Below are 16,532 nucleotides of genomic sequence, written 5' to 3' on the forward strand. Positions count from 1 at the left end.
CGGCGTTGTCGCGAGCTTCGTCCTGATTGCCCGAGAAGTCGTGGCTGAGGAGATCGTCGTCGGGCGGATCGGCCGTCCGCATGGCATCCGCGGTGAGGTCACGATCGAGATTCGTACCGACGTGCCCCACCGCAGGTTTGTCGTAGGGGCGGTCCTCGGTCGCGAAGGGGGGGGGACTGCGCTCACCGTCTCCGGCGCTCATTGGCACTCGGGCCGCCTGTTGCTTCACTTTCGCGGGGTGGACGATCGTGGCGCCGCGGAGGCGCTGCGCGGCGTGCTCCTGACCATCGACGCGGATCAGGCGGGATCGCCGCTCGACGACGCCGACGGTGACGGCGAAGCCGTGGAGATGTGGTGGGATCGGGACCTGGTCGGCCTGCGGGCGGTGACCACGGCGGGCATGTTGTTGGGGCACGTCACCGACATCATTCACTCCCCTGCGGGAGACCTGCTCGCGATCGGCGGCCCGGACGGTGGCGAGCATCTCGTCCCCTTCGTCCGTGACATCGTGCCGACCGTCGACCCCCCCGCCGGCCGGATCGTCGTGGATCCGCCGCCCGGCCTGCTCGATCTCGATTAACCCGGGTCCTGGGCGGGAAGTCGGCTGCGCGCCCTCGGCCCGGTCTTCGGCTGGCGGGTAGATCGGGTTTCTGGGCAGGCAGCCGATATCTCTGAAAGAGCCGATATCTCTGAAAGCAGCCGATGCGCGCCGACATCGTCACCATCTTCCCGGCCTATCTCGAGCCCCTGCGTCTGTCGCTCGTGGGCCGGGCTCAGGAGCACGGAACCCTGCAGATCCATACACATGATCTGCGGATGTGGACCACGGATGTTCATCGCACCGTGGATGACGCCCCCTACGGGGGAGGCCCGGGGATGGTCATGCGGCCCGAGCCCTGGGACGCGGCGTTGTCGCAGATCACCGCACGAGTGGCCGATAGCCGGCCCCGGGTCGTCGTGCCGACCCCGGCGGGGACTCCGTTCACTCAGCGCCACGCCGAAGAACTGGCGCGCGAGCCCTGGCTGGTGTTCTGCTGCGGGCGCTACGAGGGCATCGACGCCAGAGTGATCGAGACCTGGGCCGATGACGAGATCTCCATTGGAGACTATGTGCTGGCCGGGGGCGAGGCCGCGACCCTGGTGATTCTCGAAGCGGTTACGCGGCTGCTGCCCGGAGTACTCGGTAACAGCGCCTCAGTCGCCGATGACTCTTTCTCCGACGGCTTGCTGGAGGGCCCGGTCTACACCCGTCCGCCGGTATGGCGGGGGACCGAGGTGCCGCCCGTTCTCCGCTCAGGCGATCATGAGGCGATCGCCCGCTGGCGTCGTTCCCAGGCGCTTCGTCGTACCCTGTTGCGGCGCCCGGACCTCCTGGAACACCGCGAGTTCGCCGAAGCGGACCGAGTCGTACTCGCTGCCGCCGCGGCCGAGGCGGCCGGGCGGATGCTGCCGGCCCCCACCGAGGGGACGGGCCTGATCCATCATCGTGACGTCGAGGGGCCGGGCGAGGGGTAGGGCGGTCCGCTCTCTCTCCCGGGTGTGGCACAGTAGGATGCAGTGTCCGTCGGTTCGTGACCGGTTCGGGCGGCCTCGGGTCGCATGTCTTTCCCGCGGGACACCTCGCGGTGATTGCGTCCACCCATGCCGGCCGGGTCGGCCTCGACCACGGATTGTCCACCTCGGTGCGTTCCGGGGCCGCGGACCATCCATCTCAACTCTTCAGGAAGCGACTGCCATGCACACCCTGGACAGCCTCGACGCCGAGTCGCTGAGGACCGACGTGCCCGAGTTCTGGCCGGGCGACACCCTCAAGGTCCACGTGCGGGTCGTCGAAGGAAACCGTCAGCGCATCCAGGTCTTCCAGGGTGCCGTCATCCGCCGCCAGGGTGGCGGGGTGCGGGAGACCTTCACCGTCCGTAAGGTCAGCTTCGGCGTAGGCGTGGAGCGGACCTTTCCCCTCCACAGCCCGATCGTCTCGAAGATCGAGATCGTGAGCCGTGGTGACGTCCGACGGGCCAAGCTGTACTACCTGCGTCAGCTGCGCGGTAAGGCCGCCAAGATCAAGGAGAAGCGTGAGCCGGTCGCGCGCTGAGGCCACCGCCACCCCGTGACGCGTCCGGATTCTCCATCCGCGACTTGCCGGTTGCCCGTGCAGGTGGCGCCGCCGTTGATGGACGAAGATAGGCGGCACGGTCCGCAACGCTGTCGCAAGGTGYGGCTGGTGGCACGTCGACCGGTCCGATGAGGTTTGACGGTCGATTCTGCGAGGTGGCGGCGTGAATGCATCCGATCCCAGTGGGCCTCGGGTACCGGGAAGAACCGATGGCGGTCAGCCGGACGGTGCGTGGCCGAGCCCTGCGGCCGAGCCTGACGGCCCGAAGGACCAGGCACAGCCCGACGGTCCGGAAGCCACCGGTCGTCGGGTTTCCCGGCCCGAGGCGGCGCGGACCCGTGGCCGTGGCTCGTTCCTCCGCGAGCTCCCGGTCCTTGTGCYGATCGCCTTTCTGCTCGCCCTGCTCATCAAGGCTTTTCTGGTCCAGGCGTTCTGGATCCCCTCGGAGTCGATGGAGCGGACGCTGCTGGTTGACGACCGGGTTCTCGTCAACAAGGTCGTCTACCACTTCCGCGACGTGCACCGGGGTGAGATCGTCGTCTTCAATGGCAAGGGAACCGGATTCGATCATGCCGAGTCCGTCGTCCCGCCGCCGAGCAACGCGTTCAGCAGGTTCGTTCGTGGCGCGCAGAACCTGTTGGGTCTCGGGGCCCCGAGCGAGACCGACTTCATCAAACGCGTCATAGCGGTCGGCGGCGACACGGTCGCGTGTTGCGATACCGCGGGCAGAGTCTCGGTCAACGGCCATCCGCTCGACGAGCCGTACGTCTACCAGAACGACTATCAGCGGTTCGGTCCRCTGACCGTCCCGGCTGGCTACCTGTGGGTGATGGGTGACCATCGCGGGGCCTCCTCGGATGCCCGGCAGAACGGACCGATCCCGAAGCATGCGGTGGTGGGACGGGCCTTCGTCCGTGTCTGGCCACTTGGCCGGTTCGGATTCCTGGGCGTTCCGAACGATTTCGCCGGGATTCCCGCCGCGTCGGTGCTGCCTCCGGCTCCTCGTGCGTCGGCCGGGTCGACCACATCCGCCGCGCTGTCTTCTACCGGCGACGCCGTGGTGCCGCTGCCGGGCTACCCGGCCACGGATGACGTATCCCTGTTCGCCCTTGCCGTGCTGATCCCTCCGGCGTGGACCGCCACCCGTCGGCCTCGCCGGATGCCACGAGGATCCACGCGCACGCGCGCACCAGGGACGGCTCGCCGCCGCGGTCCGTCATGAGACACTACGGTGTCGCTCTTCGCCGGGATGCCGGGCTGTTCGGTTACGAGCGCGCCCTGAACAGGCATGGTCTCGGCCCGGTCGCAGGGGTCGATGAGGCGGGTCGTGGGGCATGCGCCGGACCCCTGGTCATCGCCGCGGTGATTCTGGCTCCGGAGGCTCGTCAGCGGCTGGCGCGGTTGGCTGACTCCAAGCTCCTGACCGAGCAGATCCGTGAGAGCGTTTTCGAGGACGTGATGGCCGCCGCCGCGGCGTGGTCGACCGTCGTCATCTCCGCGGCCGAGATCGATCGGGTCGGCTTGCACGTGGCCAACATCACCGGAATGCGACGCGCGGTGGCGCGCCTGTCTGCGCGCCMGGGTTACGTGCTCACGGATGGATTCGCGGTCGCCGGTTTCGGAGTGGAGTCGTTGGCGGTGGTGAAGGGAGACCGGGTGGTCGCGTGCGTGGCGGCAGCTTCGGTCGTGGCGAAGGTGACGAGGGACCGGATCATGCGTGCGTTGCACACGCGCTATGCCGAGTACGATTTCGCGCAGCACAAGGGATACGTCACCGCGGCCCACGCGGCGGCGCTGGCGCGCTGCGGACCGTGTGACGAGCATCRGATGTCGTACGTCAACGTGGCTGCGCATGCGGCGACGACGAGGGAAGCACGATCGTTGYGGCTGGAGGACAGGGTGCTTGTGACCAGCCGGCATGGCGTCACGGAGACTGTATGAGCGCGGAAGACCTCGAGAAGTATGAGACCGAGATGGAGCTGCAGCTCTATCGCGAGTACCGCGACGTGGTGGGGCTGTTCTCGTATGTGATCGAAACCGAGCGCCGCTTCTACCTCGCGAACGACTACCAGATCGAGGTCAGGAACAGCACGGACGGCGAGGTCTTCTTCGAGTTGATCTTGCGKGACGCCTGGGTGTGGGACATGTTCCGGCCTGCGCGTTTTGTTAAGAATGTCCGAGTAGTCACCTTTAAAGATATCAACGTCGAGGAGTTGACCAAGGCCGAGCTCTGACGCCGACTCTCGGCGTCACGCTTTCCCGGCCCGGCTGCCTGATCGCCTCGGCATCTTGATCGTCTCGGCGGTATGTTCGGCGGATCGGCACCTCATTCCGGTCGGCTGTCGCCTGGATCGACGGTGCGATTCGACCCGTCACCGAAGTCCGTGATGACCCGCTGAGATGTCCGCCCAGCTCGCTCCTGTGGAGAAACCCTCGTCATCCACATGTCGATCATGTGGATGGCTCTCCGGCCCGCCCACGTCCACGCTGGTCACGACCGGCGGGCACCCGTCCCCCGGCGAACGGGAGCGGCGATGCGGGCAAAGGACGCACTGGGCAGGTTCGGCGAAGATGTCGCCGCCCGCCATCTGGCGGCGGTCGGCGCCGAGATCCTCGACCGTAACTGGCGCTGCCGCGAGGGCGAGCTCGACCTTGTTGTGCAGGACGGTGAGAGCCTGGTGTTCTGCGAGGTCAAGACCCGATCCGGGACGCGTTACGGATCGGCCGCCGAGGCCGTCGTAGGTCGCAAGGCGGCTCGGATCAGACGCCTGGCCGCCCGGTGGCTCGCCGAGCACCCCCACGCCTCGTCATTGGTGCGTTTCGACGTCCTCCTGGTGTCCCGTCCTTCGACGGGTCCGGTTCGTGTCGAGCACATCCGGGGAGCGTTCTGATGGCTCTCGCGCGGGCCCGGGCGGTGGCGGTCGTCGGGGTCGAAGGTCACATCGTCGAGGTGGAGGCGGATCTCGCCGATGGTCTTCCGCGGCTGACTCTCATCGGTCTGCCCGATGCCGCGTTGCATGAGTCGCGGGATCGGATTCGCGCCGCGATCGTGAACTCGGGCCAACGGTGGCCTGATCGGCGCATCACGCTCGGGTTGTTCCCCGCCACCCTCCCGAAATCGGGCAGTGGTTTCGACCTGGCCATGGCGGTGGCGATCCTCACCGCGGCCGGCGTGGTGCCGCGCGCCGCCCTGCTCCGTCGGGTACTCATCGGCGAGTTGGYGCTGGATGGCCGGGTGCGCGGTGTCCGCGGGGTGCTCCCGGCGGTACTTCGGGCGGTGGCTGCCGGTGTCGAACGGGTCGTGGTGCCGGCGGGCAACGCCGCCGAGGCGGCGCTGGTACCGGGCGCGGTGGTGGAGCCCGCTGTCGATCTCATCAGTGTGCTGGCGCTCCTGCGGGGAGAGATCGCCGCCGAGCCCGTGGCGGCCCCCACGACCGAAGCTGCCTCCACCGACGGTCAGGCCGGGGATCTGGCGGACGTGGCGGGGCAGAGCAGGGGCCGGCTGGCCGTCGAGGTCGCGGCGGCCGGTGGCCACCACCTGTTCATGCAGGGGCCGCCCGGCAGTGGCAAGACCATGCTGGCCGACAGACTGCCCGGGTTGCTGCCGAACCTCGGTACCGAGGCCGCTCTCGAGGTGACCGCGGTCCATTCGGTCGCCGGCCTGCTGCCCGCGGACTGCCCGCTCGTCACCCGACCGCCGTATCGCAGCCCGCACCACAGCGCGACCCCGGCGGCACTCGTCGGGGCAGGCTCGACGGTGATCCGGCCCGGGCTGGCCAGTCAGGCGCACCGGGGCATCCTATTTTTGGACGAGGCTCCGGAGKTTACCCGTCAAAGTCTCGATGYGCTACGTCAACCGTTGGAGAGCGGAGAGATCGAGATCGCCCGCGCTCGCGCGACGACCCGGTTTCCCGCCCGCTTTCAGCTGGTTCTGGCGGCGAATCCCTGCCCGTGTTCGAAGGCCCGTGGCCCGCGCGCGGTGGGCTGCGAATGTCCGAGCCTGGTCCGTCGGCGCTATCTGGCCCGTCTGTCCGGGCCGCTCCTGGATCGGATCGACATCCAGGTGGCGTTGAGCGCTCCCAGCCGGGCGGAGCTACGGGCGGACCGTGGCCAGGGTGATTCGTCCGCGGTTGTCGCGGCGCGGGTCGCCGCGGCCCAGGATGCGACCCGGGTCCGACTGGCCGGAACGCCGTGGCGRCTCAACGCGGAGGTGCCGGGGCCGGCGATGCGCCGCCTGTGGCCGCTGCCGGCGAGGGCGACGGCCGTGGCCGAGCGGGCATTCGAAAGAGGCCTGCTCACCGCGCGCGGTCTCGACCGTGTCCTGAGGTTGGCGTGGACCTTCGCCGATCTCGCCGGCCGGGGCACGCCCGGTCCCGAGCAGTTCGGTGCCGCGCTGGATCTGAGATTGCCCGGGTGGTCGGCATGAGCGTGGGAGACCCCCATGGGGACGCTCCTGACCGTGACGTGAACCGTGTCGCCCAGCAGGAAGAAGCCGCAGAAGAAGCCGCATCCGGTGCCGTCTTCAGGGAGTGGGACATGAGCTCGACGACTCCGCCGGATGCCCGGGGGGCGGATCCCGCTTCCGCGCCCGGGAGGGTGGCACCGGGTGACAGCGACTGGTCGGATCCCGAGMGGTTGGCCCGTGTCGCCCTGGCTCGCGTCTTCGGCCCGGAACATCGTCGCGTGGCCGTCGAGGTCAGGCGTCGGGGTGCGTTCGAGGTGTGGAATGCGCTCCGGGCGGCGCATCCGAGTGTCGATCCGGTTCGGGACCTGGACGCGGCATGGCGCGCCGGCGCCCGGCTGGTCTGTCCCCAGGACGCCGAGTGGCCCCTCGAACTGGATGCCCTGGACCGCCTTCGGGACGCGGGGGATGGTTCGATGATCGGCACTCCACTGGCTCTGTGGGTTCGCGGTCCGCTCAACCTGAGCGAGCTCCCACCCCGGGCGGTCACAGTCGTGGGCTGCCGGACCGCGACCAGCTACGGGCTGCATCTCGCCGGAGAGATCGCGTTTGCGATGGCGGAACAGGGATGGGCCGTGGTGTCGGGAGCCGCGTTCGGCATTGACGCAGYGGCACATCGGGGGGCGTTGGCCGCAGCCGGACCGACGGTGGCGGTGCTCGCCGGGGGTGTTGACGTTCCCTACCCGACCGCCCATGTGGAACTGCTGGAGGAGATCGCCCGTACCGGGGCGGTAGTCAGCGAGGTGTCGCCGGGCACGCCGCCGTACCGACGCCGATTCCTCACCCGTAATCGCATCATCGCGGCTCTGTCCCGGGGGACGGTCCTGGTCGAGGCGGGCCACCGTAGCGGCGCGCTGAACACGGTCGCCCACACCCGTCGGCTCGGTCGTCCCGTCATGGTCGTTCCGGGACCGGTGACCAGCGCCATGAGCGCAGGCTGTCACCGGCTGCTCCGGGACTTCCGTGAACAGACGGTTCTGGTCACCGGGGCCGAGGACATCAGGGAGGAAATCGCGAGTATCGGATCGCTCGTACAGCGGCCGGCGAGCGGGAATGGYCCGCGGGACGGATTGTCCGAGGCGGTGCGCGAGCTTCTCGACGCGATGCCGGCCCGCGCTGCCGTCGGGGTGTCCGTGCTGGCGCRCCGCACCGGCCTGCGCCCCGAGGCGGTGCTGGCGATGCTGGGCCCACTCGCGGTGGAGGGGCTGGTCGAGAACGTGGCGGGCGGTTACCGCCTCACGGATCTGGGCCGAGCGCCGTCGAACCCGTCCCATCCCGCAACGTCCGGCAGGAGGTCCGGTACCCAACCGGGTGCCGCCCACGGCGGGGCGGATCGTTCCCCGACGCGCAGTACCGCGGATCCGGGACTCGACGGGGAAAACCCCGACGGCGAAAACCCCGACGGGGAGACCTGAGTCAGCCCGGATGCAATGTCCCCGGGTGCAGTGTCACGGACGCCGCGGCGTCTTGACGAGAACCATCGATGTTGCCACGGTCGTCTCATGGTCCTGCGAGGCGAGAGCGCCGAGGAGCCCGCCGACGGTCGGCTTCTGCCGCGGCAGCGCTCCCGAGCGACGTGTGGATCAGACGCCCGGCCAGTCGAGATCGTCGAGACACCCGAGTCCGACTGGGACACGGCGGTCGCGGGTTTTCTCCGCCACCTCATCGCGGAGCTGGCCCGATCTCCTGAGACCGTGCGTGCCTACGCCGCCGACCTCGCTAACCTGCGCGCTCATGCGGAGCGGATGGGCTGTTCGGTCCTCGCCGACCTCGATCTGGCGCTTTTGCGGAGCTGGCTCGCTTCGATGCGCGCCGCCGGGGCGGCGCCGGCAAGCCTGGCCCGGCGCGCCTCGATGGCCCGGGTCTTCTCTTCCTATGCGGCGCGCCATGGCTTCCTCGACACCGACGTCGCCGCACGGCTCGTGGGTAACCGTACGGTCAGAAGGGTGCCTGAGGTGCTCACCGCCGCGGCCGCGCGTCAGCTCCTTGAGAACCCTTCGCCTGATGTGTYGCCCCCGGGCACGTCGCAGCCGTCCGGGCTGCCGGACTCGACGGCAGACTCCGAGYGGGTCGTACGGCGGGCGGTGGAGCTGCGGGACGCACTCGTTCTCGAGCTTCTGTATGGCAGCGGAATCCGGGTGTCCGAGCTGTGCGGTCTTGACCTGGGGCACATTGATGACGACCGAAGGTTGCTGCGGGTCCTCGGTAAGGGCGGCAAGGAACGCAGCGTGCCGTTCGGTGTGCCGGCGGTGGCCGCCYTACGGTCCTGGAGATCAACGGGACGGCCGCGGCTGATGACCGCTCGTAGCGGGCGTGCGCTGCTCCTCGGCCTGCGCGGAGGTCGCCTCGATCCGCGCACGGTACGGCGGATTCTGACGACGAGGGTGGCGGCCGGTGTCGCTCCGGCCGGCCTGACTCCGCATGGTCTGCGGCATTCGGCGGCGACGCACATGCTGGAAGGCGGGGCCGATCTGCGCTCCGTCCAGGAATTTCTCGGCCATGCGAGTCTCGCGACCACGCAGATCTACACCCATGTGACACCGGAACGGTTGCGCGCGGCCTTCGAGCAGGCTCACCCCCGAGCCTGAGACAAGGCCGGGGGACCCAGGGGAGCGATCTGCTGGGAGGAGGGGCAGGAGGCGGGGCGGAGTTCTGCGGAAGAACAGCAGGGGATCGAGGTAGTCTATCCCGCGCAGAAGCCCCCAGTGCAGGCATGCGGCCACCGGACAGCCTGGATGGCCATCGCTCATCCAGCCGAGCAGGTCTCCGGCTCGGACCGCGGTTCCGGGGCTGATCGCCGGCGTCAGTGGTTCGTAGGTCGTGCGGAGGTCGCCATGCGTGACGGTGACGATGCCGCGGTTCGCCACGGACCCGGCGAAACTCACCACCCCGTCGGCCGCGGCGAGAACCGGGGCGGCCGGAGAGGCCTTGAGGTCGACTCCGCGATGACCGGGTCCGTAGGGCGAAGGCGGGCGTTTGAAACCGCGGCTCACCGTGACGGCCCCCGACAACGGCCATCGCAGAGCCCGGACCCCGCCGCCGTGGGCCGGCGGTGCCGCGGAGTTCTCCGGTCCGACGTCGCCGGGTGGCGGGTCCGGGTGCTCGTCCCCTTCTCCGCCGCCCAGCGGGCCAGCGGCCGGCGGGGTCACGGCCGGCCGCGTTCGTTCCCCGGCCCGGCGGGCCGCCGGCCGGAGGGATCGTGGGGCGGAGGGAGGCCGGACGGCGGGAGTCGCCGGTCGTCGAGGTGACGAGGTCGCCTTCGGCGCGGGGGCCGGGGGCGAGGGGGCCGGATGTGCCGCCGGCGTTGACCGCGCCGTGGACGGAGCAGGTGTCGTCGAGGGTTCCGCCGACGTGCCGGGGGTGAGCCTGAGAGGAGGTGGGCCCGCGGTCCTCACCACAGCCCGAACCTGGCTGACCCCCAGAGCCTGCTCGATGACGTCGTGGCGGGGCTCGGTACGGAATCCGTCACCGGGGCCGAGCCCACCGGCGGAGTCGGTCGCACCGGACGGGGCAGACCGCCCAGGCTCGGACAAGGACTCGGGCAAGGCGGTGGTGCTCCGTTGCGGATCACGTGCCGYCAGGACGAGGCGTGGCCCGTCGGCGTGTGGCTTGATCGRCATCGTGACGGGCCGTCCCAGGGCGATCAGGATGGCGACCGCCGGGATGACGAGCCAGAGCGGGTCGAAGCGTGGCAAAGGGGGCATGACGGTGACACCTCCGGGTCCGGGGGAGGCGCGGCGGCCGGATCCGGTCCAGGTCCGCTCGTCCGGCCGCCGCTGTGCCGGTCCGAAGGGGGAGCGGACCGGCCTCGTCCACGGTGCGGCGTTTTGACGCCGTTGGGTAGACCGGCCGTGTGATCTGTGGATAACTCCCGCCGCGTGCTGTCGATGCCCGCGCTCTGTGGACATCGCCGGCCGGTCCGTTGATCCGATCCGATGTGGTAGTCCGATGGATCCTCGTGCCCGGCGGGTATCATCGATCGCAGGGCCCGTCCACCGGGCCCAGTTCGCACGCCCACTGTCGATGATCCGGATCTGATCATCGGAAGGGTCTCCTCGGTCCGCCGCACAGCGGCGGCCACGACCAATCGGGCGTCAGGGGCTGCCGTCGTCAGATGGCGCCGTCACAACCGAGGCGTCCCGGCCCAGGCCGGGCGGGAAGGAGCGACGTCCGATGGCCGTCGTCACCATGAAGCAGCTGCTGGAGAGCGGTGTGCACTTCGGGCACCAGACCAAGCGCTGGAATCCGAAGATGAAGCGGTACATCTTCACCGAACGTAACGGCATTTACATCATCGACCTGCAGCAGACACTGTCCTACATCGACCGCGCCTACGACTTCGTCAAGGAGACCGTGGCGCACGGTGGGACGGTCCTGTTCATCGGGACGAAGAAGCAGGCCCAGGAGGCAATCGAGGAACACGCGGCCCGGGTCGGAATGCCGTACGTCAAGGAGCGGTGGCTCGGTGGCATGTTGACCAACTTCTCCACGGTCTACAAGCGTCTTCAGCGGCTCAAGGAGCTCGAGGAGATCGAGGTGACCGGTGGTACCGAGGTGCGCACGAAGAAGGAGCAGCTCGTGCTGACCCGGGAGAAGATCAAGCTGGAGCGCACCCTCGGCGGTATCCGCGACATGAGCCGGGTGCCGAGCGCGGTGTGGGTCGTCGACACCAAGAAGGAGCACATCGCCRTCGGTGAGGCCCGCAAGCTCGGCATTCCCGTCGTGGCGATTCTCGACACGAACTGCGACCCGGACGAGGTCGACTACCCGATCCCCGGCAACGACGACGCGATCCGCAGCKCTGCCCTGCTCACCCGGGTGGTCGCCGATGCGGTCGCGGACGGTCTGATGGCCCGTGCGGGCGCCTCGAGCTCTGCCGATGCCAAGCCCGAGCAGTCCGCGGGTGAGGAGCCGCTCGCCGAGTGGGAGCAGGCCCTGCTGCGTGGTGAGGCACCTGCCGAGGCCCCGGGTGCGGTGGAGCCGGCGACGGCGGAGCCCGCGGACGGGACACGGCCGGACGCCGCGGTCGGCACCGCGGTCTGACCCGCTACCGCGTCTCATTCGCCTGCGGTGGTGGCGATCGACCAACGGTGACATTGTGTGAGGATGACGGTGGTTCCCCGAGTCGGGTCGGGGACCACCGCTCCCGAATGTCAGGCCTGGTTCCGGTGGTCGGACCCGTGCACCGGATCGGGCGCGCAGCCAGGGCCGCTCGGGCGGGCGCTCCCGCGGCGCCCGGCGGGCACCGCGGGACCGGGGCCGATAGAACTACGACAGCATCCAGACCCACACCGACGAGAAGAGCACCATGGCAGAGATTTCAGTCGCTGACATCCGGAAGCTCCGKGAGCTCACCGGCGCTGGGATGAGCGACGTCAAGAAGGCGTTGGTCGACAACGCCGGGGACTTCGAGAAGGCGAAGTCCTGGCTGCGGGAGAAGGGCAAGGCGCAGGTCGCCAAGCGTGCGGCACGCAGCGCCGCCAACGGCCTGGTCGAGTCCTATCTGCATCGGACCGACCCGCAGCTCCCGCCCACCCTCGGCGTGCTCGTCGAGCTTCGCTGCGAGACGGACTTCGTGRCCAAGACCGAGGACTTCAAGCAACTCGCCCGCGATCTCGCGCAGCACATCGCCGCGGCGGACCCGCTGTACGTCACCGCCGAGCAGATCCCGAACGAGGTCCTCGAGGCGGAGCGAAAGATCTACGAGGCCGCGGCCCGCGAGGAGGGCAAGCCCGAGCAGGCGATCGCGAAGATCGTTGAAGGGCGCGTCAACGGGTATGTGAAGAGCAGCGTGCTGCTTGACCAGCCATGGGTGAAGGACGGCAAGGTGACCATCCGAGCTCTGCTCGACCAGGCCGGCGCGTCACTGGGTGAGAAGATCGAGGTCGGTCGGTTCTCCCGGTTCAACATCCRCCAGGCCTGAGCGTCGTCGGACCGCCGGCTCCCTGTCGGGTGGCCGGCGGCCGTCGGCTCCGAGGCTTCTCGGTGGGTGCGGTGTCGGCCCAGGTCGGCGGGGACGTCGTGGTAGGGCACACTGCAGGCGGCGGCTGTGCGATCATCGGTCAGGCGAATCCGGGACCGGGCGGGACGGCTTCGCCCCTGGGACGACGAACTCGGCTGCRCTCGGCCGAACCGCGGTGATGACAGGACCGGCGCCCGGTGGACGCCGGCGGACCAGGAACAGACGGAAGGAAATGCGGTGATCGACGACACGCTTCTCGAGGCCGAGGAGAAGATGGAGAAGGCGGTCTCGGTCGCCAGGGAGGACTTCGCGAACATCCGCACGGGGCGTATCACTCCCGCGGTCTTCTCCAAGATCCTGGTGGACTACTACGGCGCTCCGACACCGGTGCAGCAGCTCGCGTCGTTCCACATCCCGGAGCCACGTATGGTGATCATCACGCCTTACGACAAGTCGTCCCTGGGGGCGATCGAGAAGGCCGTGCGTGATTCCGATCTCGGGGTCAACCCGAGCAATGACGGCACCATCATCCGGTGTGTTTTTCCGGAGCTGTCCGAGCAACGGCGTCGCGATCTTGTCAAGGTGGCTCGGACCAAGGCCGAGGAAGCCCGGGTKAGTATCCGCAACGTCCGACGTCACGCCAAGGACACGATCGATCGGATCGTGCGGGACGGCGATGCCGGCGAGGACGAGGGCCGGCGGGGTGAGAAGGATCTCGACGAGGCAACCCACCGATACGTCGGACAGGTGGATGAACTTCTTCGGCTCAAGGAATCGGATCTTCTCTCGGTTTGATCACTCCCGCGTCCGTTCTCGATACCGGCCGCTCGCTCCGATGTTCGGTTCCCATGGTCTCGGAATCGCCTGGACGGTCCCCGGATCCGCGCATGACGCATACGCGATGCGGCGGTCGCTGCCCACGGCCGGGCAGCCATGACGACTGTCGACGGCCGCGCGGTGGCTGAGTCCGGGCCGTCCGGGTCATCCGCGCCGCCGGGATCCTCGCCGCCGGGATMCTCGCCTGGGTCCGGTAATCACGGCCGGCCCGCCGGGACGGCGTCCCGGCCCTCACGTGCCGGCCGCAATCTGCCGGCCGCCATCGGTGTCGGCATCCTTCTCGGTGCCGTCATCCTCGTTCCGCTGTTCACCCTGCGGGTGATCTTTGTCGGGGTGATCAGTGCCGCGATGGCCCTGGGCACCCACGAGGTGGTCCGCGCGATCCGACTGACGCAGGTACGGGTTCCCCTGCTTCCCCTGGTTGCCGGGGCGGCGGCCATGCCGGTCGTCGCGTACGCCGACGGGACCACCGGCCTGCTGCTGACTCTCGCCGGCACCATCGGCGTGGCGGCGCTGGTCCGTGCTTTCGGGCCGTCCACGGGTCTGCTCCGCGACGTCGCCGGCGCCGCGTTCGTGGCCGGCTACATCGGCTTTCCGGCCGGCTTCGCCGCGCTGCTCACCGAACCCTCCGATGGTCGCTGGCGAGTCGTCGCCTTTCTGGGAACGGTGGTGGCCAGCGACGTCGGTGGTTACACGGCCGGTGTCCTCTCCGGCGGTCGGCACAAGATGGCCCCCACCGTCTCCCCGGGGAAGTCGTGGGAGGGATTCGCCGGTTCGGCGGTGACCTGTGTGATCGTCGCCGGGATCGTGCTGGCCTGGCCGCTGGAGGCCGAGGCCTGGCAGGGCGTTCTGCTCGGGCTGGCGGTCGCGTGTACCGCGACGATCGGCGACCTGGGTGAGTCTCTGCTCAAGCGCGACATCGGCATCAAGGACATGAGCAGCCTGCTGCCCGGCCATGGTGGCCTGATGGACCGTCTGGACTCGTTGTTGTGCACCGCCCCGGTCGCCTGGCTTCTGATCACTTCCTTCCTGAACTGATCGAAACCGGGTCCAGTCGACCGGTCTCGCCTCTCGTAGGCCCCTTCGGACAGATCAGTGCATTCGTCTCGGTCGCGGTCACCTGGCAGACTGGATCCGCGATGACTGCCACGACCGCCGAATCCGGACGTCCGGACCAGCCCCCGACCGCCGAGGCGGGCCGGCCCGTGCGGCTGACACTCACCCGGCGAGCGGGCCGAGCGCCGCGTCACCTCGCCGACCTGACCCAGCAGGAACGGCGTGACGTCGCGGTGTCGCTGGGGCAGCCGGCCTTCCGCGCCGATCAGGTGGCCCGGCACTACTATGCGCGGTTGATCGCCGCCGATGAGCCCGAGGCGATGACCGACCTGCCGGAGCGGGACCGCCAGCCGCTCCTCGACGCCCTGCTGCCGAGGCTGCTCGTCCCGGTGCGGACGCTGAGCTGCGACGACGGTCTGACCCGCAAGACGGCATGGCGGACCGTGGACGGCGCTTCTCTCGAGTCTGTGATCATGAGATATCCGGATCGCGCGACGGTCTGTGTGTCGAGCCAGGCGGGCTGCGGCATGGGCTGCCCGTTCTGTGCCACCGGTCAGGGGGGGCTGACCCGCAACCTGTCGACCGCGGAGATCGTCGAACAGGTCGTGCACGCCGCCCGGGTTCTCCGGCGCCGTGAGCTCGCGGGCGGCGAGACCAGGTTGTCGAACGTGGTCTTCATGGGGATGGGCGAGCCGCTGGCGAACTATGCCGCGGTGATCGCCGCGCTACGCCGCCTCACCGCTCACCCCCCCGACGGCCTGGGCCTGTCGGCTCGCGGCCTGACGGTCAGCACCGTCGGCCTCGTTCCGGCGATTCGTCGTCTGGCCGGAGAGGGCCTGCCGGTGACTCTGGCGGTGTCCCTGCACGCCCCGGACGACGTTCTACGGAACGAACTCGTCCCCATCAACACCCGTTGGCCGGTGGTCGAGGTGCTCGCGGCCGCCTGGGAGTACGCCGAGATGACCGGCAGACGGGTAAGCGTCGAGTACGCGCTGATCGACGGGGTCAACGATGACGTGGGACGCGCCGACGCCCTCGCGGACCTGCTCGTCGGCCGGCTCGCGCATGTGAACCTCATTCCGTTGAATCCGACCGGTGGATCCTCGTGGCGCGCCAGCGCCCCGGCCGGCCAGCGCGCGTTCGTCCGCCGGCTCCGTGACCGCGGCATCGTGACGACGGTGCGCGACACCCGGGGCCGGGAGATCGCGGCAGCCTGCGGACAGCTCGCGGCCGAGCCGGCCGGGAAGCCGGAGCGGAGGGACCGGCCGGAGCAGGTCGGATCCGACCGTCTCGTCGAGTTCGGTGCCGTGGGGAGCACGACGCCTGACGGTGACCGTGTCCTTCGGTAGTCCGACGAGTCGACGCCGGGGGGCCTCCCGGCCGGGTATCCGGGCGACGAACACCGTATGGCTGCCGATCACGGCCGCCGCCGGAGTGTTGCTGCTGCTCCTGTGGTACGCGATGTCCCAGGAGCCGGGGCCGGCGAAGACCTCGGCGACCCAGGCCGCTCTCGGAGCATCCGGCGGTCGTGCCGCCGGTGCCGCCGTGGCGTCGGCCATACCGTTGCCCACGGTCCCACCACCCCCCGAGAGCGGCTGCGTCACCGGGAAGACCCTGCCGTCCGGGATCGGTACCCGCACGCTGCGGGTGGGAGGAACCGAGCGCGGCTACGTCCTCGCCGTACCGACCGCGGGTCCACGGGCCAGGCCACTACCACTGATCTTAAATTTCCATGATCTGAATCAGACGCCGGAAGATCTGGAAGCGTACACGCGGCTCGCCGATCAGGGGACGAAGGCGGGCTTCGTGGTCGCCGCCCCGATCGGGACGCAGATGCGGTGGAACTTCACCAGATCGAAGGCGGTGGGACMCGACGACGTACTCTTCGTCGGCGCGCTGCTCAACGACCTTGTCGGTCAGATGTGCCTGGACGCGGGACGCGTCTTCGCCGTGGGCTACGGTGACGGCGCGAACATGGTGCTCACGCTGGCCTGCGCGCTGCCGGGCCGTCTTGCGGCGGCGGTGACCGTCGGGTCGAGCGTGCTGCCCGGCTCCTGCGCCAAGCCCGCCACCAACGTCCTGGAGATCCATGGGACCTCGGA

Annotated in this window: 16 protein-coding genes and 1 pseudogene; 16 read left to right on the top strand and 1 reads right to left on the bottom strand. The window is 69.4% G+C overall.

Annotated elements, in window-relative coordinates; all coding sequences use genetic code 11:
* Positions 1-40: 40 nt before the first annotated feature.
* The 10 genes from rimM (at position 41) to Manayef4_RS10230 (ending at position 9,163) form a co-directional block, all read left to right on the top strand.
* Positions 41-580, top strand: coding sequence for a ribosome maturation factor RimM (gene rimM / locus Manayef4_RS10185; protein ID WP_011437968.1), 540 nt, complete (start codon positions 41-43; stop codon positions 578-580).
* A 122-nt stretch (positions 581-702) separates the two neighbouring features.
* Positions 703-1,515: a tRNA (guanosine(37)-N1)-methyltransferase TrmD gene (trmD, locus tag Manayef4_RS10190; protein WP_011437967.1), complete on the top strand. Its 813-nt coding sequence runs from the start codon at positions 703-705 to the stop codon at positions 1,513-1,515.
* A 220-nt stretch (positions 1,516-1,735) separates the two neighbouring features.
* The gene (gene rplS, locus Manayef4_RS10195; RefSeq protein ID WP_011437966.1) at positions 1,736-2,092 is read left to right on the top strand and encodes a 50S ribosomal protein L19; all 357 of its coding nucleotides are present in this window, start codon (positions 1,736-1,738) and stop codon (positions 2,090-2,092) included.
* Positions 2,093-2,276: 184 nt separating this feature from the next.
* Positions 2,277-3,335 carry a signal peptidase I gene (lepB, locus tag Manayef4_RS10200; RefSeq protein WP_070131427.1) on the top strand — a complete coding sequence of 353 codons (1,059 nt, stop codon included), beginning with the start codon at positions 2,277-2,279 and terminating at the stop codon, positions 3,333-3,335.
* Positions 3,332-4,054, top strand: coding sequence for a ribonuclease HII (locus tag Manayef4_RS10205; protein ID WP_070131440.1), 723 nt, complete (start codon positions 3,332-3,334; stop codon positions 4,052-4,054). Before lepB ends, Manayef4_RS10205 begins: the two co-directional genes overlap by 4 nt.
* A complete protein-coding gene (locus tag Manayef4_RS10210; RefSeq protein ID WP_011437963.1) occupies positions 4,051-4,347 on the top strand; it encodes a DUF2469 domain-containing protein in 297 nt (98 codons plus the stop codon). Before Manayef4_RS10205 ends, Manayef4_RS10210 begins: the two co-directional genes overlap by 4 nt.
* A gap of 300 nt (positions 4,348-4,647) precedes the next feature.
* Positions 4,648-5,004: a YraN family protein gene (locus tag Manayef4_RS10215; RefSeq protein WP_011437962.1), complete on the top strand. Its 357-nt coding sequence runs from the start codon at positions 4,648-4,650 to the stop codon at positions 5,002-5,004.
* Positions 5,004-6,539 carry a YifB family Mg chelatase-like AAA ATPase gene (locus Manayef4_RS10220; RefSeq protein WP_070131428.1) on the top strand — a complete coding sequence of 512 codons (1,536 nt, stop codon included), beginning with the start codon at positions 5,004-5,006 and terminating at the stop codon, positions 6,537-6,539. The genes Manayef4_RS10215 and Manayef4_RS10220 overlap by 1 nt, the downstream gene beginning before the upstream one ends.
* A 110-nt stretch (positions 6,540-6,649) precedes the next feature.
* Positions 6,650-7,990, top strand: coding sequence for a DNA-processing protein DprA (gene dprA / locus Manayef4_RS10225; protein WP_070131441.1), 1,341 nt, complete (start codon positions 6,650-6,652; stop codon positions 7,988-7,990).
* An 87-nt stretch (positions 7,991-8,077) separates the two neighbouring features.
* Positions 8,078-9,163 (top strand): tyrosine-type recombinase/integrase, encoded by a 1,086-nt coding sequence (locus tag Manayef4_RS10230; RefSeq protein WP_349257436.1) that lies wholly within the window; start codon positions 8,078-8,080, stop codon positions 9,161-9,163.
* Positions 9,164-9,256: 93 nt separating this feature from the next.
* Here Manayef4_RS10230 and Manayef4_RS24140 read toward each other — a convergent pair.
* Positions 9,257-10,483, bottom strand: a pseudogene (locus tag Manayef4_RS24140) (peptidoglycan DD-metalloendopeptidase family protein); the annotation flags it as partial.
* 265 nt (positions 10,484-10,748) lie between these two features.
* On the opposite strand from Manayef4_RS24140, the gene rpsB reads away from it, so the two are divergent.
* The 6 genes from rpsB to Manayef4_RS10265 all read left to right on the top strand — a co-directional run.
* Positions 10,749-11,618 carry a 30S ribosomal protein S2 gene (gene rpsB, locus Manayef4_RS10240; RefSeq protein WP_070131430.1) on the top strand — a complete coding sequence of 290 codons (870 nt, stop codon included), beginning with the start codon at positions 10,749-10,751 and terminating at the stop codon, positions 11,616-11,618.
* 265 nt (positions 11,619-11,883) lie between these two features.
* The gene (locus Manayef4_RS10245) at positions 11,884-12,498 is read left to right on the top strand and encodes a translation elongation factor Ts (RefSeq protein WP_070131431.1); all 615 of its coding nucleotides are present in this window, start codon (positions 11,884-11,886) and stop codon (positions 12,496-12,498) included.
* A 276-nt stretch (positions 12,499-12,774) separates the two neighbouring features.
* Positions 12,775-13,332, top strand: a complete 558-nt coding sequence (gene frr / locus Manayef4_RS10250) for a ribosome recycling factor (RefSeq protein WP_011437955.1) — start codon at positions 12,775-12,777, stop codon at positions 13,330-13,332.
* Positions 13,333-13,470: 138 nt separating this feature from the next.
* Positions 13,471-14,412: a phosphatidate cytidylyltransferase gene (locus tag Manayef4_RS10255; protein WP_070131432.1), complete on the top strand. Its 942-nt coding sequence runs from the start codon at positions 13,471-13,473 to the stop codon at positions 14,410-14,412.
* A 101-nt stretch (positions 14,413-14,513) separates the two neighbouring features.
* Positions 14,514-15,779, top strand: a complete 1,266-nt coding sequence (rlmN, locus tag Manayef4_RS10260; protein ID WP_070131433.1) for a 23S rRNA (adenine(2503)-C(2))-methyltransferase RlmN — start codon at positions 14,514-14,516, stop codon at positions 15,777-15,779.
* A partial coding sequence (locus tag Manayef4_RS10265; RefSeq protein WP_305773814.1) for a PHB depolymerase family esterase occupies positions 15,766-16,532 on the top strand: 767 nt, incomplete at its 3' end. The genes rlmN and Manayef4_RS10265, both read left to right, overlap by 14 nt.

This window comes from Frankia sp. CgMI4, assembly GCF_001756285.1.
GTDB classification, from domain to species: domain Bacteria; phylum Actinomycetota; class Actinomycetes; order Frankiales; family Frankiaceae; genus Frankia; species Frankia casuarinae.